Source organism: Colwellia sp. Bg11-28 (assembly GCF_002836245.1).
Lineage (GTDB): Bacteria > Pseudomonadota > Gammaproteobacteria > Enterobacterales > Alteromonadaceae > Colwellia > Colwellia psychrerythraea_A.
Map to the genome: position 1 here is coordinate 1,566,200 of NZ_PJBA01000006.1, position 23,804 is coordinate 1,590,003.

Below are 23,804 nucleotides of genomic sequence, written 5' to 3' on the forward strand. Positions count from 1 at the left end.
CCCGCGTTAAAATTGCGAATGCATGTCGTTTAATGCTTGGTGTAAACTGTCATCATCGTGGTCTATTAATGGCTCATTCAAGCTCTGTTCATTCTGATCGTCATCTAATATAGCTAAATCATGATGGTGCTTATCGTCATCAAGTGGGCTATCAAAAGCATCAACTTGATTGGTATCTATCATATCTGCATCAGCCTCATTACTACTCAACACTTGCATATCAGGTAAGTTGCTCATAGTTGGTGCTCCATCCTTTGGTGCAATATCTTGAGGACTAATTCCGATCATCTGCAAGTAGTGATCGATAGGGGCACTTGTTAAGGCAATGCTGACCGCCACTGGTGCTTCTGATACTGGATCAGCTTGCGCTTGTTCTGTTGCACTCACTGTCGATGGTTCTTCATAGTCTTTATTAGCAGTTACATCAGAATCAACATTATCAGCAACGACGATAGCATCTAGATCTAGGCTGACATCAGCAATGAAATCACTTTGGGGCTCATCATGAGCATCAACTACTGGAGATGAAGGCGCTGGCGCTGGATGATTGAATGTTGGAGTCACGGTCATATCCAACACTTCTGAGCCTAAAGTTAGTTTACCACTGTGACCGGGGCCACGACTCAATATGTTTACCTGAACATGCATAATGACATCATCATGATGTGAGCCCTGCAGAGCTACCTCAAACCTGTCTTCATGAACGCCAACCGTTGATGCAGAGCCGTGTGGCCCGCTATGGGTATTGGCATGTTCTTGATAGTTCAATTGGCCAGTCTTTGGATTTATCGATAAAGTGCCCCATTGACTACTATAGCTCGTTTCATAGTGTCCATTAACCAGTATTTTCCAGCCCTGCTCAGCGACAGGAACTGGCGTTTGTGTTGGCATTAATGTAGGTATTCCTAAAGAAGCACCAATATGATGACTACCGGGTGGTGCTGTAACCACTATGGGCTCAGGTTTGGCATTGGCTGCCATATTGAGCGCCGAGTTACTATTGCCGTACTCATCGGTCATGATGGCTTTTACAATGCCACTAGGTGCTACTTCAAGGGCGATACCATGAGCTAAGCTATTTGCATCTAGTACATGGTCAATGCCATTAACACTGAGGTGTTCGCCTACTTTTGCGTCAGCTGAAGCATGAACTGTGGCGGTAACGGTACCCGCATGACCTTGAGCAATCTCTGCTTTACTATAAGCGTTGTCGCTGCCAGCGCTCTCAAAGGTAATGGTTGGCATACCTACTTTTGTGTCGGTGTCATAATGCATAACTTGCGTAGCGTTTGCAGTATTACCCGCATTGTCGGTCGTTACAACGCTAGCCGTTATTGATGAATCAGAGGCAAGCTCAACACCAGCGATGTTTACGCTAAAGTGTCCGCTATGATCAACTGTTGCAGCATAACTATGTTGCCCGACGACCAAGCTAATGATATCACCTTGGTGCACATCACCACTTACTTGACCTGTTACGCTAATATAGGTACCGCTCTCTTGTGCATTGATGACATTGTCGCTAGTGATAGGATCAATTTGAATCGTTACACTTGCTTGGGTATCAATTTGAACATCAAGCACTGATGACACAGCTGGCAGTATAGATGATGGCGCTAGGGCTTTTGCTGATAGACTATGATGACCTTCAACTAAGTTCGATACTGTTACACTAAAATCTCCGCTGGCATTAGATAATGCGTGGCCTACCGGGGTATTACCGTCATAAATACTCACTTTAGAAAAAGGAATATCAGTATGGCCAGTGATAGTTGGTGTGGTGTCACTGGTTAAGTCATCGTTGTTAGCACTACCTGAATCACTCGCACTACTTAAATCGATACTGACATGATTGCTTGTTGGTGTATTAATAACGGTATGCCCTGCAGGCAAGCTATTTGTTACAACTGGTTGATGCGGCACGCTGCTGCTAATCACTAAGTTACCTGCCGTAGTGCTACTCACCGTGGCTTGCGCACTAAAGCTAATATATCTGCTGGCTACACCGCCATGGTTATCGCTCACCTGTACTTCAAAGATGTCGACGCCAGTATAAGTTGAAGTAGCTGGATTGTAGTTCATATGGGCTACTGAATTATGCTGGGTGTAGGTGTAGACACCGCTATCAGGGTCGATAGACAAGTTACCAAAACTCCCTGTTGTTTGCGGTGCTGAGAAGCTAAGTGAGTCGCCAATATCGACATCCGTAGCGACTAAGTTACCTTGAATGTGACTTGTTTGGTTAATTGTCAGGGTCGGCAAGTCGTTTACTTCTGTAACACTTAATAGTGCAGTGTGACTAATTGAGTCTTGATGCCCGTCATTAGCAACATAACTAAAGTGAGCATCTCCATTGAAGTTTAACGCGGGCTTGAAGATAAGCTTATCAATATTGTTTGCGGTAATAGCTTGTCCTTGAGTGACAACGTGACCATTGAGGAGCAGAACACCGCTTGAGGCATCAGGGATTTTGGTGATAGTTAGATGATCAAGCGCATCACTGTCGCTGTCTTGATAACCGAAGCTTGCGGCACTAAATTGTATATCAGTATCCTCATTAGTGCTGGTTGTCAGTGTTTGTACGGTAGGTTGATGATTTACATTAATATGAATATTTAAATTACTTTGACTATTGTCGTGATAGTCGCCATGGACATCAACGATACGATAGATAAATCCTGGGGTATCGCCATTGAAACTGGGATCGGGTGTAAACGTATAATCCCCATTGGGGGCAATGGCAATATGACCAACACCTGTGATGCTCACATTTTGTCCTGCATGGACGGTAACATAATGATGACTACTAGGATCTTTAAACTGTAAATCTTGTAAAATGAGCTGCGCACCATCGTCCACATCAGTAGCCCCTTGAAGTAAATTGCCAGTCACCGGCCCACTAAATTGATCTGAATTTGCGCTAAAGCTCTGAATGGCTGGACGGTCGCTAGTCCCCGTTATAACAACCTGTGCTTGTTGGCTTGATTGATGTGCACTGCTGCCAGTGCCTTCTTGCAGTTGGTAGTTAACCAAAACCTTGTGTTGAACGCCATTAGCAAGATGATCATAAGCTACGTTAGCGGGATCCACTTCTAAGGTATGCCCATCGGCCGCTAAGTTGAATCCGGGCGGGATTTGACTGCTAAAATTAACACCATCCGTAGAGTATTGTAATTGACTGATACCATTACCTTGGATGCCTGCGAATAGATTTAATCCTTGCACTGCGCCAGCTTCTTGCAGTTGTAAGCTTGGGGTATCGCTGTGACCCTGTATTGTAATTGCAATGGTTTCGCTGGCACTACCATCGGGTGAGATAACCGTTAGCGTATCAGTTAATTGTTGCCCTGCTTCTAAAGCATTAACTGTCGAAGAAGCGTTATTAAGTGCGTAATGCCAGCTGCCGTTTTCATCAAGCGTTAGCTGACCATACTGACCAGAAATTTGCGTATTGGCTGCAAACTGCTCTTCTCCGGCATCTGGGTCAATCAAGGTTAAATGGCCTGATATCACATTGTTGGTAGAATCTTCCGTAATTTCAGCTGAAATGTTCGACTGAGATTGTCCATCAATGGTAGCAGCATCATTCACTGGATTGATATGCAGTGTATTAGTCGCCTCTTGTGAATCAGTAAGTCCATCGTTGACAGTGTAAGAAAAATTCACATCACCATTAAAATTATTCGTAGGTACAAACTGTAATTTACTGATGTCTGAAGTGGTTATTACTTGGTTCACTGATACATCATGACCATCAAGCACAAATTTTCCTGATGTCACACTTGGCAAATTCGTCAGGGTGATTGATTGAAGTGCGTCGCCTGAGTCAACATCGGTAAAACCAAATTGGCTCGCTTGCATTTGATAGTTAACATCCTCACTGCCATTAGATAAGTTTACGTGATTAACTGTTGGGGCGTCATTTGTACCAATAACATTGATGTGAAGATCGTAAGGGGTACCGTCTCGACTATGTACCCGATAAATAACCTCCTCTGTTTGACCTTCAGCAAGATATTGCAAGCTAGCATTATCAACATGATAACCCCAGTTTCCACCGCTATCTATACGCAGTTCGCCACCAAAAGAATCTTGAACTTTAGTTTCACCGAACTGACTATATTGGAATGAGTTTTCACCACTATCAGGGTCAACCACATTAAGTGTTCCACTTGCAAGCTCGGTTACCATGCCTGCATTACTACTGCTATTAGGGCCATCTTCAACAATACTACCTGTGTTCACCTCGGTAATTACTGCACTATCTCTAACAGCCGCTAATGTTGTTGTTGCTCCAGTATGCGTAATCCCCCCATGGCCGTCTTTTACATCATAAGTAAAATGAACTTGACCGTTGTAATCTTGCTCAGGATGAAAAGTATACGTACCGTTATTATTGTCACTAATTGTTCCATGATCTGCGACTAAATTGGCAATACTGAGTTGACCTGCATCGTTATCATCAACATCGGTTGCATTAGCAAGTAGGTCAACAGCATTGAGTTGTATATTGGTATCTTCACTACCTTGCGCTATTTGAACTTGTGCTGATACTACTGGCGCATCATTCGTGCCATGAACCGTAACCGTGATATTTTGATGGGCACTACCGTCAATCGACTCAACGGTAAAGGTTTTTTGATAACTATCACCTGTACCTAAATGCTGCAGTTTGTCATTATCAATTGTATACGCCCAATTACCACGGGCATTAATAAAAAAGCTCCCGCCTTCTGAAGTAGTGATATGTTGTGCGATAAAGCCAGCTTGACTATGATCGGGGTCGATTACTTGTAAATTACCGCCACTGTATACTTGATTAGGTGTACTTCCCGGTGAAATATTATCTTCATAAGCGTTATTATCAAAACTAGAATATCGGCCGACTTCAATCCTAGCTTGATTATCTTCGCCAATCACCTTAACCATAATTGTTATTTTTTGCCCGTCATTGGTTTTAACCTCGTAAGGTATTTCCATTGACTCGCCAGCATGCAAACTACTGATAAGATCATCCGCATGGCGATTACTGGCGCCTTGTAATCTAAATTGATAAGAACCATCAGGCCAAACATCAAAATGACCTGGCTCGTAGCCTAGCCCAAGATACTTTCCGCTAAAGGCAAACTGGGTATTATCACCGCTGTCAGGATCAATAAGCTGAAGGTTACCTTTGTAAATGTGAAATTGACTATCTAGCGCTTGCGTTTCGGTTAATTGAATAACATTAGAAACCAGTGTGGCTTTATCATCAGTACCTTGAATGGTTAAATCGGCTGTTTGTTGAGTATGACCACCTTGTCCATCATTTACTTGATAGGTAATAGTGATAGTTTGTGATTTTCCATTGGCAAGGTGATTATAAGCTGGGTTTGTTGCATCTACTATCAAGCTATGGCCATCAGCTGCAAAAGATAGTCCCGCAGGTACATTTGTAGTACTAGGTGCGCCGTCAACAGAGTATGAAAATTGTTCTACATGTAGTGTATCGCCCTCTTTATCGGTCGATCCGGTAAGTAGATCTATGTTATGGCTTGCCCCTTCTAAAATGCTATCGGTCAATGGGGTTACATCTGGCTTGTCATTAACTGCCGCGAGTGTTGTGCTAGCATCGGTATGTGTCACACCACCATGGGCATCTTTTACGTCATACGTAAAATGTACTTCACCGTTGTAGTCTTGTTCTTGAGTAAGTGTATAAGTGCCATCGTTGTTATCGACAATGGAACCATGATCCACCAGTAAATTATCAATACTGAGCTGACCTGCATCATTGCTGTCGACATCAACCGTATTAGCTAATAATTGTGCAAGAGTAAACGTTTGGTCGGTATCTTCAGTGCCACTTTGTAAAGAAACTTCTGAAGAGCAATATGGTCGGTCGTTACTGCCATGAATAGTGATCACTATGTCATGTGCTGTGCCATCTTTCGCGCGTATAGTAATGGTATCGGTAAGCGATTCTCCGTCGCCTAATTTATCAATGGCAGTACCTGCAGTACCTGGCATTGCACCATTGTGTTGACTGCCAGCGTTAACATTATAATACCAGCGGCCATCAGCATTTAATATAAGGCGTCCATAACTGCCATGATAAGTGTACCCCTGAGTCCCACCCTGGTTGGTATCAAATTCATTTTCTCCTGTATCTGGGTCAGAGATGTTCAACTTGCCGTCAGCGTATAACATTGCACCGGTTAAATGACTCATTCCAACATGCGCTTGATCTGGCGACATATCTTTTCCGGCGGTATTTTCAGTCACACTGCCAGTGTCGACTCCACTGATAATTGCATTGTCTTGAACTGCTGCAAGTGTGGTGGTTGCACCTGTATGTGTTAGACCACCATGAGAATCTTTTACATCATAACTAAAATGCACATCACCGTTGTAATCTTGATCTGGATGGAAGGTAAATGAACCATCAGCATTTGTAGTCACCACGCCATGATTTGAAGTGATGGAATCAACCTGTAATTGATTTAGATCATTACTATCGATATCACTCGAATTTGCTAATAATTGCGTTTGAGTAAGAATAATATTGGTATCTTCTGTCCCTGTTTGCAGTATAACTTCAGCAGATACCTTTGGTGCATCGTTGGTACCTTGTATTGTTACAACAATATCATGTGTTGTTCCATCCGCGGAGCTAACAGAAATAGTATCAGTGATACTTTGGCCTAATCCTATCGATTGAACTGCACTCGATGAATTATCAACGGTATAATTCCAGAAACCCTTTTCATTTAAGATAAAAGTTCCATGAGCCTGGTCAGTTTGCTGACCAACAAAGTGAGATTCTCCCTTGTCAAGATCACTTACTGTTAATTGACCATGTGTAGCGATGCCATGATGTATAGCCGTGTGACCTTTAAGCGTATTTACCGCATTAGCATTAACATCCTCAGTAACGCTAGCTGTTGAAGTGCCTGCAATAACAGCCTTATCATCCGTACCATTAATGGTAACAGTCACTTGTTGCGAAGTACCATCAATAGAATGAACTAATACCGTATCAGTTAAAGACTCGCCAGTTTTTAAGCCTTGAATGCTCGGCTGGGAATTGTCTGCGGTATACGTCCAATGACCAAGATTATTAATCGATAAAGTACCGAACTGCCCTTGCAGTGACTCTGCACTAAACTGTGCCTGACCATTATCCAGATCGGTAACAGTAAGTGCGCCGTCAACACGCAGCTCTTGTGAAGAGACTCCTGAATGAATGTCTTTATCTTCAGTCAACGACGCTGTTGAAGTACCACCAATAATTGCTTTATCATCCGTACCCTTAATGCTCACAGAAACTTGTTGGGAAGTACCATCAACTGAATGGACTAATACTGTATCAGTTAACGACTCACCGGTTTTTAAGCCTTGAATAGTCGGCTGAGCGTTATCCGCAGTATAAGTCCAATGACCTAAGTTGTTAATTGATAAGGAACCGAATTGACCTTGTATATTTTCAGCGGAAAATTGATTCTCACCCGCATCAACATCAGTTACCGTTAGCGCGCCATCAACACGAAGTTGTCCTGAGTGAACGTCTTTATCTTCAGTGAGTGACGCTGTGGAAGTACCGCCAATAACTGCTTTGTCATCCGTACCATTAATAGTGACGGTGACTTTTTGCTGTGTGCCGTCGACCGTATGAATAAGCACTGTATCGGTTAGTGATTCGCCAGTTTTGAGGCCTTGAATAGTCGGCTGAGCGTTATCCGCGGTATAAGTCCAATGGCCTAAGTTGTTAATTGATAAGGTACCGAACTGACCTTGGATATTTTCAGCGGAAAATTGATTCTCACCCGCATCAACATCAGTGACAGTAAGCGCGCCATCAGCACGAAGTTGTCCTGAGTGAACGTCTTTATCTTCAGTAAGCGAAGCAGTGGAAGTACCTAATATAATGCCTCTGTCATTCGTACCTTCAATTAATGTTGTTAGTTTAGCTGTTACCGTATTACCTGCATTGTCTTTAATTTCATAGTAGGCAAAGTCTTCGTGATGTTCACCTGCTCGAAAATTTTGCACTTTTGTATTATCTAATTCGTAGGTATAACTACCATCGGCCTTAAAGTGATATACACCAAAGCGACCAACAAAGTCTGTTGTTGTAACGTGAGTACTATCTTGGTCATCGTTACCTAACACATTGCCTGATGTAGCCAAATCCCCTTGACCTTCAAACGCAGTACTTTGATCATCCTTTGCAAATATCGAAGTATCCACAAGATAATGTTGTTCTGTCGATACGGTTAAAGAGTGCCCTTCTGCATTATTCACGGTCAATTCGGCAACAACTTTATCTTCATTCAATAATGAAGAGCCTGATACTTCTATTTGAAATATCCCATTAACTACCACACCGTTAAAAACTTGATTACCAATGATTAACGTCACTAAATCATTATCTTTTATGTCCCCACCTACCGTACCTGTTATTTGAACTAATGCTGAATATTCTACATTATTGATGGTGTTATCTAGCGTAATTTCATTAAGTGTAATAACTGCTGAAAGCGGTATCTCTTGGTGTAGAGGCTCAGGTACTTTTTGTTGGATTTGTTCAGGAGGTTGCACTGCAGCTATTTGCGGGATTTCTTTTGATAACGCTTGTGTGTAACCACCAGTTTTAGGTTTGTCAGTTAACTGTTCCGTTGCATTAGCTAGTGCTTCTGGCGTTATTGTTTGATTTAGAGGGGGTACTTGATTTGGAGATTCTTTTAAAACATTTACAGAATTATTGCTCGCTGTATTCTCATTGCCTACTTGCGAATCCACATTATATTCACTAGAAAAATGAACGGTTGCACCTTCTGGTGTTGTTACCCCCCCTCCTTTGCCTATTCGAGTCAATTGAGGTGTTTTTGCATTACCCTCGGTTTGCTCTGATGTTTCATCTAGATTAGTAACCGAATCGCTGATGTTTTCATTTAAAGGTTTGCTTGTTTCATCGATTAAGCTGCTCTTGTCTGAATTGCTCGCTAATAAATCAGAGTCATCCGTATGTTCTTCGGGACTTGCCTCTACCCCTGATTTTTTTTGATTCTCAGCTATCAGTATTGATGACTTGTCTGCAACCAAATCAGCATTAGAAGCACCTTGATAGGTAGATGTGCTTTTAAACTCTTTCGCTTTTAAACGCTCTACCTCTTTATCCGTTTTAAGTGCTTTTTCTTGAGATAGCTTTAAATCACGCGCTTTTTTGGCTTCTTCTTTACCAACTTCATCTTTTGGATTTGATTTATCTTTATCGTTTGTCATAGTAAAGCCTCTTATCTTTCACCAAAAGCACTAGTTACGTTAGTAAATACTGGTTTCCATAAATATTGAAATATTGTTTTATCACCCGTAACAATATCAGCCTCACCTGTCATGCCTGGAATTAACTCTAAGTCACCAGGATTTTTGCCAAAATAGGGTTTATCAATGGCAATTTGCACCTTATAAAAAACACCACCTCTTTCATCTGCATCTGTACTTGGTGATATTTTTTTAACTATGCCGTCTAAAGCGCCATATCGACTGTAATCAAAGGCATCTATTTTAATTCTGGCCTTTTGACCGATAGAAACAAAACCAATATCTCTTGGGGATAATTTAGCTTCCAGCAATGCTTTCTCTGTTACGGGGACAATAACCGCGACTGTCCCCCCTGGAGGAATAACACTGCCAACGCTACTACTCGGTATTGATTGAATGATGCCATTAACAGGCGCAACAACAGTGCTTTGTGAAACATCTGAATCTGATGATCTTTGTCTTGCTTCAACGGCAAGAATTTCACCTTGTGTTTCTGTTAATGTTTCACCTACAAGTTTTAAGAGAGACGCTTTCTTATTATTAAGTTGCTCATTTAAATTAGACATATTTTTAGACAGCACTTGCTCTTTCCCTTCTAAAACACTCAGTTCACGTTGGTATGAATCAAGTTTTTGTTGGGTTTCTAAAAGTTTTAACTGCGAAATCCCTCCCGTTTTAGCAAGCGTTGTCATCATTGCGAGTGTTTTTTCAGAAGCAATAATTTGATCTTTTAGTGCCGGAATTTCTTTTTCTATCGCATGATATTCTGCTTGAGATTTAGCCACGTCAGATTTTGATAATGACTCAATAGCAACAAGCTCACCATTCATACTACCTAATGCTTGACGTTGTTGAAGTGCTAACCTTGGATATACTTCGTTATAATCATTAAAGTTTGCCTCTCGTCTTTCTTTAAAAGCCGATAATCTTTCTTTTTTCATCATCAAATTAGCATATTTACTTGCCAGCTCTTCTTTTGCAGATTGACTATTAATTGCAATAAAATTCACTAAAACATCGCCTTTTTTGACCACGTCACCTTCTTCGACAACAATCGCGTTAATCGTGCCGCCTAGCTGACTTTGAATAACTTGTCGGTGACCAAGAGGAACAACTTGTCCTTGTGCTTTCGCTATTTCCTCAACTTTTGAAAAAATAGACCACACCAACAAACAAAATATTGAGCCTAAAATCATATAGGTAATATTTCTGATCACTTTTCGTTCTATAGGAGCTTCAATAGCATCAGAAAACTCATGCTCTGGCCATTGACGGTTAGCAAGTTGGCGGTTATTCATGATTTGATGACTCCATTTCTTGTGAATTTTTTTCAGGGATTGGTCCTGCATAAACTACGCTACCTTTATCTAAAACAATCACTTTATCAGCGAGTTTTATTAACGCGGGGTCATGACTACTAAAGACAATTGTCGCCTTACCTTTTAAAGCTAAAATCGTGTTGCTAAATGCTTCTCTCGCTTGAGGGTTTCTGTTTGCTAGGGGTTCATCTAAAATAATAAAATTAGACTTTTTAAGAAAAGCTCTCGCTAAGTTTATATAACTCCCTTCTACGGCAGAAAGCATGTTTGACGCGTTATTTTCTAACTTGATATTCAAATTTGAATTTAGCGCGATAAATAATGACTCACCTCCTGCATGTTTTAATGCAGCAATTAATTCTTCATCAGTCGCGTCAGGTTTTGCAATGCGCAAGTTATCCGCTAACGTACCTGGAAATAAATCAGGCTCTGCGGGGCAATATCCTGCGTATTCTCTAAAGGTTTCAGGGTCATATTGTTTTAAGTTTTTATTGTTCACCATAATAAAACCCGCCTGAGGTTCAACTACGCCAAGTAAAGACAATAACAAGGATGTTTTGCCACAGGCATTAGGGCCAATCACGGCGACGCAATCACCTGATTCAATATCAGCCGAAACACCTGATAATACGGGCTCTTGATTCGCACTGTATCTCAAGGTTATTTGGTTTATTTTAATCGTTGGCGCAGTTTCTCTGTCGGGTTGCTCCATTCGGTATTCATTTTGTTCTGGACTTGCCCCCATGAACCGATCGAACTGTTGAATAGCACCACTCATCATGGTGAATTTTTGCCCTGATGAAAAAGCTAATTGAGCAGGTCCGGTAATTCGCCAAATCAACATCACACAGGCGATTAAAGCGCCAGCGGTAATGCTTTGATTTAAGACTAAAAAGATCCCCGTAAATACAGTCGCTAACGCCGTAAGCATGCTCAATGCATGAGCCGTAGCCGTTTTTAATCCGTTACGTTTTGCGAAAAGGAAGTTTTGTCTACAAGATTCTCGACACTGCCTAAAAAACTCAACTCTTCGTGCTTCAGTTTGTCCACTGGCTTTAAGTTGCAACACATTTTTAGATAACTCATTAATAGAGTTTTGATATTCACTGTTTATGGTCGGCACTACACGTGCGGTATAGCGATTCAGTAACTTCATCACTAAGTAATAGACAAACAGCATAATAATAGGGACTAAGACTAACCAGCCACTTAAAAAGGCAATGGCTGAAAAAGCAATGATGGTGAAGGGTAAATCGATTAACCCTGCACCACCGGGTCCTGAAACCATGCCTCTTACTTTTTCCGCATTTCTCATTCTTGCGATGTGATTTGACAGACCAACGCGAGACAATACCATCAGCGGCATTCTTAATAGTCTACTGAAAGTTATATCTGATAAGTCACGCGCAAACTTATTACTAGCACTGGCCACTATTTTGGCTCTAATAAGCCGACTGCTAATTAATATGGCTAAGGCGATAAAGGCGCCTAAGGCGATTTGAGGTAGTACATCGGGTGCTTGTCCGCCAATGACTCTGTCATAAACAGACATAGTAAATAAAGGTACCGCTAATCCCGTTAAACTTGATAACAAACTCAGCCAAAATACTGGTTTATACCATTTCTTTTGTTTTGATAAATGCTGTGAAAAGGTTTTACTTGAAGATTTCTTAGTTGGCAGATTTTCTATAATAATGACTTTTGCCTGCTCAAAATCTTCCCTAAAAGAAACCCGTTGCCAAGACTGTTCACTAGTTAACTGCTCATATTGATTGTTTTTACGTCTAGAGACAAAGGCCTCATCTTCTTGAGGAATAACTAAAAAAGGTAATAACGTATGGTCTATATCTTTTTTGTTCATCGGCCGCACATGAAAATTAATGCTGTATTTTCTTAATACATCTAAGAGTTCAGTGGTATCTAATTTATCTAGCCGCGTATCTACTGAAATGCTATTCGCTTGAGAATGTAAGCCTAACTGTTGCAATAGTGCGATTAATGCAACTTTAAGGTCATTATGATTATTCATGAGTTGACCCTCTTTTTTCAGACAATACCGTATTTTCCCCTTCCTCATTTGTCAGGGTCATTGTGACATCGCTAATTTCCGATAATTCATCAAAGTAGGAAACCGCTAACATGGTCATCTCACCTTTAAGTGATCGAAGTAAGGTTAACAACCTTGCTTGGGAGTCTGAATCAAGTGCAATCATGGGTTCATCCAACAACAGAATAGACGGACTTTGTACCATGGCGCGTATTATCGCCATTAACTTTATAGCGCCTTTACCAATCATCTTATTGTTGTCTTCTGTTACCTGTGTTGCATAGCCTGCAGGTAATTGTGCGATGGTATTTGTTAACCCTAAAACGTTAGCGTATTGCATTGCTAAACTTTCGTATTGCGGTTGAAACATGGTCATATTTTCTAATAAGCTGCCTGCAAATAACGTTGGCCAAGGTGGAACATACAAAACCGATTGACGAAATTCATTTGCTGCATGTTCGGCTATCTCCACACCATCAATAGAAATACTGCCAGCATTTACATGTTTAAATAAGCCTAACGTTTGCAGTACTGCGCTTGCATGCGTTAGAGGATTAGATTGAATAGTACAAAGCTGACCTGATTGGATAGTTAATGATAGTTGAGTTAGTTTTGCGCCCATGTGTTCAAAGTTAACCGCCTTAAACTGTATTGGACCTAATGGCAGTTTTTCGTTATAGATTTTGGCACTAGTAAATGCTTCTTTGGGTAGTGACAATAATTCATCAACATTAGCCATGGCCACTTTTGCTGTCGCAATTCGAGACCGAAGACTGACAATAGCACTTAGGGGAGCAACAGCCCTACCCGCTAAAATTGAACAGGCTGCTAAACCACCCGTTGTTAAATCACCATTTAATACTGATAAGCAACCCAGTAACACTAGAATGAGTGTTGTGGCTTGGGAAGCACCTTGAATTAATTCTTGCAGTTTGGCTGACAACCAATCTATTTTTTCTTGTTCTGCTAATCGTTTAAAATTTAATTCACGGTATTCTCGCGATAAACGTTGCTCTAGTGCTAACGCTTTTACTGTCGTAAGGCCTGACAATACATGAAGTAAAATTGACGACCGCTGGCTGTCTGTTGCCGATAATTCATCCGTTACTTTTGATAGGTTTTTACTTATCAGTAACACCAACGAAATAACAACAAACCAAACTACGATGGGGATAAAAACTAAAGGTCCGCCAATATAAGCTACTAAACCGAGAAAAATTAGCACAAAGGGAAAGTCCATCATCGCAACGGCAGCTTGCCCTGAATATAAATCTCTCATTGTTGCGATACCCGACAAGCTATTGAATAAGCTTCCACTACCCATTTTATCTAGAGGTTGGTGATCGGCTTCCATTACCTTATTAACAACATTTATCGTGGTTTGTAATTCAAAGTTAGCCGCAGAAGAGGCAAGCACCCAGCTTCTTGCGTACCGAAGAAACAGCTCAAGTAATATGGCTATGGCGACCCCAATAACTAGTACGGTTGCAGTACCGTAACTCTGGTTAGGTAAAATTCTATCGTAAATTTGTAGCATGGTGAAAGGCAGCGCTAACGATAATAAATTGATAAATACTGATGAGAGCGAGAGTTGTGTTAACGCGGTGGTATTATTCAACAAGTTAAAAGTAGATTTCATTCCATTTAGTTCCTTACACTTACTTATTATTTTTATATATCATCACTTTATAGTAGTAGAAGCAGATGAAATAAAAAGTATTATCAAAAAAAACAATGAATATATTTTAAATAATTGTTTTCTTTGAAACCGACTTAAAGTTCGACTTAAAACCACTTACATTCAATAACTTACTTCTTTGATGATGTAATAACAAGCATGTTCTTATTACTAAATAAATTTCATTAAATTTACTTAACGTTTAATACGCTGTGAATTGGTATTTAGATCATGATAGAGATGCCGGTACTCATCGGGTAATTAAGGATTAAGCAACTTGTTTACAAAGGAAGCTAGTATTAAATGATTCAACACGTCACTGGTTGTAGGCAACGCTATAAAATGTCATGCTCAGCTTCGCTCACCTTTTAGTCAGTTATGTGTACACTTTGTAAAAAATAACTAAGTGAACTTAAATTATGGTCAACCTAATAAAACCTTATCTTATACAAGCACTGCTTAGTAATTTTATCGTCGAGTTAAAACGTAAATACGCTGATAAAAAACGCATTAAAAACAAGTTAAATCATCAGATAACGGTTTATCTTGCTATAGATGACCCTTACAGTTATTTATTACTGCAAACTCTCGCTGAGTTACAGCACAGATATCAAATAGAGTTCGATTTCAGAACTGTGCTTAACAAGCAAACAGAAATGTTTCCCGCACCTGAATTATGGGCGAACAATGCATTTCAAGATGGTGTATTTTTAGCAAAGCTTTACCAGCTAAGCTTTCCAGAACAACCGCCTAAAGTGAGCCAGCAACAAACCTTTACTGCAACAGCTCAGCTACTCCACTATGAACTACAGCCGGGATATTTAACCAAAGCACTCGAAATATTTTCTAGCTATTGGCAAGGAGAAAATGGCACGCTAGCCTCTTTGATTGACCCCGTGATACAAAACCATAGCGAATGTTATCAGCAGCATTTAAACAGTAACGAAGCAATGTTAAAACAACATGGGCATTATCAGTCAGCTATGCTGCATTATGGCGGTGAGTGGTACTGGGGAATTGATCGATTACAGTATTTAGAAAAACGTTTAAATAATTTACAGTTGTCTGTTGATCAAAAAGTACTTTTTGACCAAACCCATCACATCCAGCAATCAGACAATGCATTACCTGTTGCTAATGATGAAAAATCGCCTTTAATTATATATTGGTCAATACGCAGTCCTTATTCATATATTGGCTTGTTACGGGCAAAACGTTTAGCCGCTCATTTTCAAGTTCCCCTTGTGGTCAAACCAATATTACCTATGGTGATGCGACGTATGTTGGTACCAAAAACCAAACGTATGTACATTTTACAAGATGTAAACCGTGAAGCCACGGCTCTTGATATACCCTTTGGGAAGGTAGCAGATCCATTAGGACAAGGTGTAGAACGCTGTTATGCACTGTTTGAATACGCTACCGAAAACCAGTTAGGTATTGAGTTTTTATTAACCTACGCACAAGCTGTATGGTCAAAAGGGATATGTTCAGAAACTGATGCAGGATTAAAACATATTGTCGAAAAATCAGGCCTTAACTGGTTTGAAGCTAAACAATACCTCGATGACAATCATTGGAAAAGTTGGGCTCAAAACAACTTACTTGCCTTATACCAGCATGATAAATGGGGAGTACCTAGTTTTAGTTATGAAAATACCACGGTATTTGGGCAAGATAGATTATTACAAATACAATACGCGATAGCATCTTCACAGCAGAAAGGTTAACGCTAATAGAGGCTATTAGCGTCCTAAGCTCTTAATTCAGTGATATTAATTCATGTGCTGTTGTTGTCGCTTTAATGATTTGTTTTTAGTGATCGATTCCGTCTTCTCACCCGCATAAAGATTGAGTCCATTAAAGTGACTTTTTAATTTCGTTGCCTCGTAATCTAGTTCAATTTTTTCAATAACAAGCTGATGCTTTTCAGGAAATAATGCTTCTACCGATTGTGAAATCAGCTCAAATAACTTCTTCAGACTAATTTTATGAATTTGCCCTGTTTTATTAAAAATCCACTCGGTAATCGCCATAAAATCATCAAAAGGTTCGTCTGACAACATATGAGGTAAAGCGTATTTAAAACGCCCTGAATTACCAATCATATCCCAATATCGCGCAAAGCGGTTAATACGTTGCATGGTGCTAAAGCTCACCCTGTCTGTACTTAAAATATTAAAGGGCGGTAATGGATTAAAACGCAAATCGAATGATTCTGTGTGCCTTATAATTGGGCTACCTTTCAAGCGTTTCAAAATGCCCATTTGAATCTCATGTGGACGACAATGATAGAGTTGGTTAAAACTATCTTTAAACGTATCGAAAGTTTCACCTGGTAAACCAAAGATGAGATCTGCATGAATATGTGCGGAGGTATTATCCCTTAACCACAATAAATTCTCTTTTGATTTTGCGTTGTTTTGCTTACGACTAATATTCGCTTGTACCTCAACATTAAAGGTTTGTATGCCAATTTCAAATTGCAAACTGCCCTCAGGAAACTGTGCTAACAATTCTTTTAATTTTCTTGGAAGGTGATCGGGTACCACTTCAAAATGTAGATAGAGATCCTCAGTCATTCTGTCTAAGAAAAACTGCATAATTTGCATAGTGGTATTAATGTTTAAATTAAAGGTTCTATCAATAAACTTGAAATTTCTGGCACCACGTTGATAAAGGATTTCCATTTGCTCAAGAAAGGCCGTCAACTCAAATGGCGTGGACGATTTATCTAAAGAAGATAAACAAAATTCACATTTAAACGGGCAACCGCGAGACGCTTCAACATATAGCAGTCGATGCTTTAGATCTTCATCGGTATAATACTCATACGGCAATGCTATTTCTTCGAGCGGAACAGGTTTCGAATTAAGCACTTTTTTATCAGGTGGCGTTTCGTTGATAATGTCTTTACACAGTTGGTAAAAACTAATATCTGCCGGTCCCGTTAAGACATAATCTGCACAGGCAACAATCCCTTGTTGCTCAGTTTCATAGCTCACTTCTGGGCCGCCCAAAACAACCTTAATTTCTGGTGCGATCACTTTTAACAAGTTAACCACATCGGTTGTTTCAACGATGTTCCAGATATAAACACCAAAACCAACGATATCGGGTTTTGTTTCTAATATTTGTTCAACGATATCAATGGCGCGAGTTTGGATAATAAACTCTTTTATTTCACAAAATTCCTTTAACTCTTTTAAGTTCGCATAAAGGTAACGTAGACCAAAACTGGTGTGAAAGTACCTTGCATTTAGTGTCGCAAGGACAATCTTAGGCGAAGCTTTATCAATTATCTGACCGCTTTGATGACTAAGCGCAGTGCCCTCTTTGATTAAATCTGTCTTTATAGACTCAGATTTAATTAGCTCTGATTTTTTTGAACTAAGCGCACTATTTTCTGTGGTAGGGATCTGGGTAACAGCTAATTCGGGATGATTTGTGTGCTCTGACATACTGGATTTAAATACCTTGGATGAAATACTGTTACTGATGATGCGGTAATTATACGGTGATCGCTGACGTTATTCAGCAATATTGTTGATACGACCAATAGAGCTAATTAATTATTTTGTTAGGTGCAACCATTGAATTTTTCAAATTTTGCTAATAACTCAGAGGCTATTTTGTTTTGCCCTTTAATTTTTAAGACTTCGATTATACATTCGATGGTGCATAGACCACCTTTAGGCTGATTGGCTCTCAGTTTGTATAATGAATCATTTTCCGTTTTCAAAGTGAATTGTGGAGCATTTTTTAAATAAGCACTTTGGTTGAATATTTTTTTTGCTTCCTGCCATGTACCATCAATAATAATGATGTTTTCATATTCTTCAACGACTGCCAACGATTCGGTTTCTGATGACTCACCCTTCGAATATAATAATACCGCCTCATTATTTTCTATTAATCGAATAAGCTCTTTATCAGGATTTACTCTTTCCCAAAGTAACCGTTCAACAATTTCATTATAATCGTCTATAGCAAGAGAGCCAGTATTGGTGCCTCTATGCAATTCACGTTCATGTGTTAGTAAAAATATTTTCATTTTTTTTGCATTGTTCCGCTTTTGGTTAGTGTTGAAAGACTTGTTCGCCAAATTTGAAGATGGGTAGCTCGTAACCTACATTTATACCCAAGCTACTTCAATATGCAGGATTCAGCTGAAACTAGAATCTTGAAGTGGTTTGGGTATAGTTCTTAAAGTGCAATGTGCTGAGCCTTACTGGTATGCAATGGTTAATAGTATAATTGGCTAGCGTAAGCAGCGAAAGATAAACATAACAATGTACACAACAATGTCATAACTCAAATCGACATATGTTTTGCTCTCAAAAAGGAAAAACAACAAGATTTAGCCTATAATTTAACCACCCAAAAAAGAGGAGTTATATTATGAGTAATCAACATTCTTGGGCATTATCAATGAATCAAATTGAAAATTGTAGTTGTAGTCACGGATGTGGCTGTCAGTTTGGCGGTTTCCCAACCAGTAAGGATGGTGGTTGTGAAGCAATACTAGGCTTTGAAATACTTAAGGGTCACTTCAACGATTTAGACTTAAGTGGTTTGAAAATGGTGTTTGCTGCCGCTTGGCCAAGTGCTATGCATGAAGGTAATGGCAAAGGAGCTCTTTTTATCGATAACAGTGCTAACGAAGAACAAGTCGGTGCGCTTGCTACCATAATGTCAGGACAAGCAGGTGGCATGCCTGTTGAGGTACTAGGTACTTTGTTTAGTGAATTTGATGGACCAATAATGGCTGATATTAAGTTAAATAGGCAAGACTATACATCAACGGTAACAATAGAGGGGATTATTGAGGTTGAACAAGAGCCACACATTAACCCCGTTACTGGCGAGATTAATGAAGTGCATATTTCCTTCCCTAAAGGTGGTTTTATGTGGAACGATGGTTTTGCCGGAAAAACCAAATTAATGAAAATTAACCATGGCAATATGGCTTTTAGTTACAGTGATACCTTTGCTGCAAATGCTGTTGTTAATTGGCCAAATGCTTAACTAAAGATACATCAATGCCTGATAACAGAATGGTATTAATAAATCGAACTTTTATCATGATTAGTGTGTGCCTACTCATTTATTTGAGTTGGCATTACATGCTTTATGATATGACTATGAATATGGACCCAGTAGCAAGTTGGTCTGTGGCTGATGTATTCATGCTGTTTATCATGTGGGCTATTATGATGGCAGGAATGATGCTGCCATCGGCAATTCCAGTAATATTATTGGTTGATAAACTAAACCGACAACGAATTTCGTCAAATAAAACCTACACACCAACCATTATTTTTACCTTCGGCTATCTCATAACTTGGTGCTTATATAGTGTAGTTATTACCTTTTTGCAGTATTTTCTCCACCATTTAAATCTACTGACACCCATGATGGATAGTGCAAACCTAAGCTTTAGTGCGTCAATTTTAATCATTGCTGGTGTCTATCAATTTTCTTCATTCAAACAAAACTGTTTAAATCTGTGTAGATCACCATTGTCTATGCTGAGTAAAGGTTGGCAAGAAGGTTTTAAAGGTGCATTACTCTTAGGCCTAAAACACGGCAGCTATTGCGTAGGCTGTTGTTGGTTTTTAATGACAATATTATTTGTAAGTGGGGTAATGAATCTAAAATGGATACTTATTTTAACGCTGATAGTTGTTGTAGAAAAAATTATGCCAAAAGGAGAAATAATCAGTAAATACTTAGGTGCATTACTGATTATGTTGGGATTAAGTTATTGGTTCTAGGTACAACCCATCAATTTTGAGATTTTTTTTAAGAAAAACTTAATGATAAGTTAACTTGCTACTCACCAACATCACCCTTAAGAAATCTATTTTCATTTTCTTTACTTGGCAACATACAGCTGTCGTACCGCCCAAATAAATAATATCTATTTCGAGCAATACGATCATAAAGCCAGTTTCTAATACCCTTGGGGAGTATTTTGAATGCAGTGAATAAACGCCATGGGTAGCTAAGTTTGCTCATCGTATTTAAAAACGCATCACTCTTATCAAAACATTGATTACCTTCTACCAATAGCATGGTATCAAAATGATCAGTTGGCATTTTAAAATAATTTAATATGCTCTGCCCTTCTGGTGATTGAACGCTGCATAATTTAAAGCGCTGTTGTGTATCAACCTTAACGATAAATTGAGTCCAAAAATCACAAAGTTTACAAACACCGTCAAATAGGATCACACAATCATTTTCGCCAACGTTAGGCGGATATTTTACAACGGACATGTGCTCTTCTTCTTAATATGAATAAGTGTTGGAAAATCCGATGATATAACCAACTAAAGGTTTAAGAGCGAAAGAGCCGACTACATTTGTCACCTGTCATTGACGTCAATTTTCTTCCGCCTTTTGTAACCATCCAATAATATCAGCATTCCCAATGCTGCAATCAAATGTTTTATTGTATACCCGTTCCACTTGAAGATGCATGATTCAGCTGGAATTAGAAACGCCTTTAGGCAAGGCATTGATTGAAAAGAATAGTTATTCTATTGTCGAAATCAATAACGCAGCATAAAGCGCTTCTAAACCAGCCCCTTGGGGAAGGCTGAGCAAATCATACTCTGCGTTACATTTCTTTTTAAGGGAATGACCCTTAATAAAAAAATGCGCCTTGATCATGAATCGCTCAGATTTCCTGAAACGAGCATCTTCAAGTGGAACGGGTATATGATCACTTATCGCTGTTAATACTTCAAAAACAAACGTGTCAAAGTGCTCAAATAGTTTGGCTAAAATATAGGTTAAGAAAAGCCACCAATATCTATTGCCATAACTAAATGCCGGTTTCATAAATAGCAAAATTAGTGGTATCGCAATTAATGGTAAAAACTGAACTAAGATGTAATATCGTAAATCGCCTGCACCGTTGCTCTCTGTGTAATCCCAATAAAGCACTGATGCTCCCCCGATCATGAGTAAGGGATATAGCAGACGTTTACCTACATCAACGGAAAAGTATTCCGCAATAATAATCGCGATTAATGCCATAAAGGCCAATGTCATGGGTAATCTGTCCCAAACTAAGGTCTGGTTACTTGGCCAAAGATGATAATAACCCGAGCCAAAACCAATCAATAATAGACCGAGAAATAAGAAACAATAGCCAACTTTTAGTTTATCTAATTTCGTTATTTTATTAGAGACAAATAAACTGTAAAGCCCCATAAATCCAACAATAATGAAGGGAAGATTAGAGAGCACATTGTAAAAATTAGGAATTGATAAGAAGCTACGATTGTCGGAAAAATCATGATATTCAAGTGACTGAGCTATCGGCTCTTGCAGTAATACGCCTACAATGATGCATAGCAATATGATGGAAATACCGATAATCCCTTTACGATTATAACCCTTTATAGCGCACTTTTTCTCTCTATCTTTCATATATATAACTATCCTTGTATAGCTAAGATCTACTATAGAGATAATGTTTAGGCTTTAAAAGACTGTTTAAATAAAATATTGATATAAACGATAACATCAAACAAAAAACCGTAACTCGTTAAAGTTGCGGTTTTTAGAATATGGCGGGCAGATTGTGATGAGTATGGGCAATGGTTTTGTTCGATAAAATTGCCATTACAGTAAATAAAAGACCAATATGAAGTTCACACTTTAAATATTTTTACCGTAAGAATATTCAAGTACTCTTACGGGTATACATGAGTGAGTATTATATTTGAAGTACACTTTGAAAATGTAATTATGCTTCACAAGTAACGCTCAGTGAGCTATTCCAGTTTACGCCCTACCTTAAACAACACTTCTTATATTTCTTTCCACTGCCACACGGGCAAGGATCGTTGCGGCCAGCTGTAGGTAATGAACTAACCGGCACACTGTTCTCTAAAATTGTATTTTCGTCGTATAGGATATCAGCCAATAAACCGTCTTCACCCATTAACGATTCAAATGCATCAGAGTCTTCGTTTGACATATTGTCAGCTACTTCATTGTTCGAATCATCAACAATCCAAGCATTTAAGGTATCAACAACATTAAATTTCGTTTGAATGTTGCCAGACTCAATCAGCGTAGCTGCATTAGCCTTATCCCATGCTTTTACTTCACATTGTTTGAAGCGATCTTCATCAAATAAATCGTTGTCACATAAGTCAATAAACTGAGGTTTAAAGTCATCAAGTTGATATTTAATGCAAGAGTCTGCTAATACACTAATTAAAAAGCTATTATTTGAACTCGGAAGAGCCAAAAATGCAGCTAACCATCGCGTTACATGTTCAACTAATTCAGTCTTATCAATAACCCCTACTTCGTATTGAGCAAATACAGCTTCAATAGCAGATGCTTTACAATACATAGCTTGATGGCCATCAACAATATAATCAGACAATGTTTGTGTACTACCATCGGCCACATTAAAAAATAAGGTTGCCGTTAATTCAGTGAGAGCATCACCAAATATTGCTTCAATGGGTGTTAAATATGTGTCACTGCGGGCAAATAACTGTAAACACTTTGCTAACGCTGGAGAATACTTTAATTCCGCTAATAATAAAGTACCGAAAAATACAATAGCCTCTTGTTCATCTGTTAATGATGTATCATCTGCGATAAATTGATCCATTAGCCGTTCTAACTCAGGATAAAATACTGACCAATTTACTTTCGCAGCCTCTAGACCTGCAATAGTTAATTCATTGTCATTTGGATTACTTATTGCCAATAAAATTTGTTCTAGGTTCATGTAAAGTTCCGCGTTAAATAATCAATTATGAGTGCATGTACCGAATATTATACATTAAAACTTCTTATTCCCGTTACCATTCAAATTATCAAATGATCAACGAAAAAAAACCACGACTCGTTAAAGTTGCGGTTTCTTGGAATGTGGCGGTGAGATAAAGATTTGAGCTCTACAAAAAGGTTTCGTGCCAAACCCTGAACTTCATATTTTTAATCAAACCAGCAGCTCTCACACGACACGTTGACACAGCGAACGTATGAACTACCTAGTGAAAGCTGAGCAACAATACTTGTACTGATTGATAAAAATATTATGGAGTTATAAAGCTAAGCGGCGGATTATATGATGCTCTGCTCCTCTATACCCGTCCCACTCGAAATAAAGTAATCAATAACTCTGTGCCCATTGGTTACTCCATTAGATAATCATGCTTCTTAATCTGCGGCATAGAGTTCTATAAAATGTTTTTGATTCCAGCCAATCATTACTTTAGTACCTATTTTAAGGGCTGGTACAGAGCGAGCGCCTATAGCGTCAAGCTCTTTTCTACCGCGCTGCATTTTCGCATTTGTTAATCTGTATTTAATGCCATTATCATCCAAGTATTTTTGAGCTTCACGGCAATGGGGACATTTATCTGAAATATATAAAACAACGCGTTTCATCACTAACCTATACATAACTGTTAAA

General features: G+C 39.1%; 13 protein-coding genes. 3 read left to right on the top strand and 10 right to left on the bottom strand.

Annotation, left to right across the window (positions count from 1 at the left end; all coding sequences use genetic code 11):
* Positions 1-6: 6 nt before the first annotated feature.
* The 4 genes from CXF79_RS14050 to CXF79_RS14065 are packed head-to-tail and all read right to left on the bottom strand — an operon-like array spanning position 7 to position 14,308.
* Positions 7-9,264 carry a VCBS domain-containing protein gene (locus CXF79_RS14050; RefSeq protein WP_101155682.1) on the bottom strand — a complete coding sequence of 3,086 codons (9,258 nt, stop codon included), beginning with the start codon at positions 9,262-9,264 and terminating at the stop codon, positions 7-9.
* An 11-nt stretch (positions 9,265-9,275) separates the two neighbouring features.
* Positions 9,276-10,601 (bottom strand): HlyD family type I secretion periplasmic adaptor subunit, encoded by a 1,326-nt coding sequence (locus CXF79_RS14055; protein WP_101155683.1) that lies wholly within the window; start codon positions 10,599-10,601, stop codon positions 9,276-9,278.
* The gene (locus CXF79_RS14060; RefSeq protein WP_101155685.1) at positions 10,594-12,651 is read right to left on the bottom strand and encodes a peptidase domain-containing ABC transporter; all 2,058 of its coding nucleotides are present in this window, start codon (positions 12,649-12,651) and stop codon (positions 10,594-10,596) included. Before CXF79_RS14060 ends, CXF79_RS14055 begins: the two co-directional genes overlap by 8 nt.
* Positions 12,644-14,308 (bottom strand): ABC transporter transmembrane domain-containing protein, encoded by a 1,665-nt coding sequence (locus CXF79_RS14065; protein WP_101155687.1) that lies wholly within the window; start codon positions 14,306-14,308, stop codon positions 12,644-12,646. Before CXF79_RS14065 ends, CXF79_RS14060 begins: the two co-directional genes overlap by 8 nt.
* A 458-nt stretch (positions 14,309-14,766) precedes the next feature.
* Between CXF79_RS14065 and CXF79_RS14070 the strand changes: the two genes are divergently transcribed.
* Positions 14,767-16,077, top strand: coding sequence for a DsbA family protein (locus CXF79_RS14070; protein WP_101155689.1), 1,311 nt, complete (start codon positions 14,767-14,769; stop codon positions 16,075-16,077).
* Between the two features lie 45 nt (positions 16,078-16,122).
* On the opposite strand, the gene CXF79_RS14075 is transcribed toward CXF79_RS14070, so the two are convergent.
* A complete protein-coding gene (locus CXF79_RS14075; RefSeq protein WP_101155691.1) occupies positions 16,123-17,808 on the bottom strand; it encodes a B12-binding domain-containing radical SAM protein in 1,686 nt (561 codons plus the stop codon).
* Between the two features lie 119 nt (positions 17,809-17,927).
* Complete coding sequence (locus CXF79_RS14080; RefSeq protein ID WP_232769183.1) at positions 17,928-18,401, bottom strand: tRNA-uridine aminocarboxypropyltransferase; 474 nt, start codon at positions 18,399-18,401, stop codon at positions 17,928-17,930.
* A gap of 347 nt (positions 18,402-18,748) precedes the next feature.
* Between CXF79_RS14080 and CXF79_RS14085 the strand changes: the two genes are divergently transcribed.
* Positions 18,749-19,375 carry a DUF1326 domain-containing protein gene (locus tag CXF79_RS14085; protein ID WP_011043232.1) on the top strand — a complete coding sequence of 209 codons (627 nt, stop codon included), beginning with the start codon at positions 18,749-18,751 and terminating at the stop codon, positions 19,373-19,375.
* A gap of 14 nt (positions 19,376-19,389) precedes the next feature.
* On the top strand, positions 19,390-20,124 hold the full coding sequence (locus CXF79_RS14090; protein WP_101155695.1) for a DUF2182 domain-containing protein: 735 nt from the start codon (positions 19,390-19,392) through the stop codon (positions 20,122-20,124).
* Between the two features lie 58 nt (positions 20,125-20,182).
* On the opposite strand, the gene CXF79_RS14095 is transcribed toward CXF79_RS14090, so the two are convergent.
* From CXF79_RS14095 to CXF79_RS14110, 4 genes are all read right to left on the bottom strand, one after another.
* Positions 20,183-20,629, bottom strand: a complete 447-nt coding sequence (locus CXF79_RS14095; protein ID WP_101155697.1) for a thiol-disulfide oxidoreductase DCC family protein — start codon at positions 20,627-20,629, stop codon at positions 20,183-20,185.
* Positions 20,630-20,887: 258 nt separating this feature from the next.
* A complete protein-coding gene (locus CXF79_RS14100; protein WP_101155699.1) occupies positions 20,888-21,790 on the bottom strand; it encodes a ceramidase domain-containing protein in 903 nt (300 codons plus the stop codon).
* A 364-nt stretch (positions 21,791-22,154) separates the two neighbouring features.
* Positions 22,155-23,114, bottom strand: coding sequence for a DUF1186 domain-containing protein (locus tag CXF79_RS14105; protein ID WP_101155701.1), 960 nt, complete (start codon positions 23,112-23,114; stop codon positions 22,155-22,157).
* A 434-nt stretch (positions 23,115-23,548) separates the two neighbouring features.
* A complete protein-coding gene (locus CXF79_RS14110) occupies positions 23,549-23,779 on the bottom strand; it encodes a glutaredoxin family protein (protein WP_011043222.1) in 231 nt (76 codons plus the stop codon).
* Between the last annotated feature and the right edge of the window lie 25 nt (positions 23,780-23,804).